The following is a 1,557-nucleotide window of genomic DNA, read 5'->3' as shown; positions in this document are numbered from 1 at the left end:
GTCAGCCGCGTGCGCAGCAGCCGCCGGACATCGTCGGAGAACTCGCATCCCGGACGCGCCTTCAGGTGGCCGATCCGCTCCTCGAGCAGGGTTCGCATCATCGGATCGGCTCCGGCGACCCGCCGCTCCAGGTCACGGGCCGGGAACACGACGGCGGCCATTTCCTGATTGAACCGGACCGGTGCCCGGAAATGACGCCAATACGGCTCGCAATCCGCGGGAGTGGCCCGCGGCACGAGCACCTCGGCCGGGCGCCAGTCGCAGCCGCACAGGGATCGCAGGGCATTGACGGTAACCGCGAGCGTTCCGTCCGAGATCTGGTCTGCACTCTCAGCTGCGGGCTGGTAAACCGAGATGCTGAACAGGGCGGTGCCGTCGCTGGTCGTCAGCAAAGGCACCGCCACCCGGTCCTGGATGCTCAGGTTCGACACGAGGGCGCGCAAGGCATCGCCCACCGTGTTCGAATGCTGCATCAGGCGGCCGACAAGGCCGAGGGACAGGATCGTGGCGCGCCGGCCGACCAGCAGCCCGAAATGCGGACAGTGCGTGCGGATCACGCATAGGGTGAGCAGCCGTCCCAGAGCAGCATGCGGGATGACGCTCGCCCCGTCGTCGAACAGGTGCGGGTCGAGTCCTGCCGCCCGGATGACTGGATCCGGATCGAGGCCGAAACCGAGCAGGGTCGGGGCGATCTCCGTGGCGACACCGAGCTGGATGTAGCCCAGCGGAGGCGTCCGCCCGGAATCAGCCACGACCGCGGGCAGCGCCGGAGGGGGATTGTCCCGGCTGACGCCAAGGGACGGAAACGTCGTATGGTTGGTCATCACGGCCGCCTCGCCGAAAGCCAACAATGGTCGCGAAGAACCGCATGGTCGGGTTGACCGAACCCGTCATCGGGCACCAAGGCGGTGATCTCAATCACTCCAGTGTACGATACCGCACAATTGGGGCAATTGAGCGGCTTTTCCTGCCCGTTTCGCCTTTTGCCGTCCCATCAGTCAACCCATGCGCCTGCTGTCCGAGGGACGTGTGGATCACGCCCGGCCGGACCATCAAAGATCTCGGAGGAAGAGTTCGGAGAACGGCATGTGCCACACGACCTCGCCTGCTTCGTTCTCGATCTCGACGGCATGGTCTCGTGGATCCTGGCCGCGGGCGGCGAACACGCCGATGAGGTCGTGGGCCGCGCGCAAGGTTCGGCGGCGGGCCGTCTCCACATCGGGGAAGTCGAGCCCAAACTCGTCATAGCTCCAACAATGGCCGTTGCTGCGGACGTGAACGAAGAAGCGAGGCATGGTGGCTGCAAGGGCTGATCGGTCGACGGCTGTAATAATGCTCCTGTGGCAGGAGTGTTCCAACTCTCCCAGTTGTGAAAACCCATTCTATGGAGCGGCTTAAGCCAAGCATTAGTAACATTGGCAAAAGTCCGGGCTGAGCTGGCGGGTCGGGGTTCCGGCGCAGCGACAATTCTGATTCAATCCCCTGCATGTCACCGGCCCCGGATCTTGATGGCCTGTCGAACGCCGATCTGAAGCGGTTGGTGCTGGAGCTGTTGGG

Annotated in this window: 2 protein-coding genes; both read right to left on the bottom strand. The window is 64.5% G+C overall.

Annotation, left to right across the window (positions count from 1 at the left end; all coding sequences use genetic code 11):
• The coding region (locus FS320_RS43150; RefSeq protein ID WP_152718623.1) for an AraC family transcriptional regulator at positions 1-824 on the bottom strand (824 nt) is incomplete at its 3' end.
• A gap of 228 nt (positions 825-1,052) precedes the next feature.
• Complete coding sequence (locus FS320_RS43145; protein WP_152718622.1) at positions 1,053-1,295, bottom strand: DUF6894 family protein; 243 nt, start codon at positions 1,293-1,295, stop codon at positions 1,053-1,055.
• Positions 1,296-1,557 lie beyond the last annotated feature (262 nt).

The organism is Microvirga tunisiensis, from assembly GCF_009296175.1.
Lineage (GTDB): Bacteria > Pseudomonadota > Alphaproteobacteria > Rhizobiales > Beijerinckiaceae > Microvirga > Microvirga tunisiensis.
This window is presented reverse-complemented; position numbering and strand designations above follow the sequence as displayed.

Coding starts and splice junctions, on each gene's coding strand:
- FS320_RS43145 (WP_152718622.1), bottom strand. CDS start 1,295: ATGCCTCGCTTCTTCGTTCACGTCCGCAGCAACGGCCATTGTTGGAGC.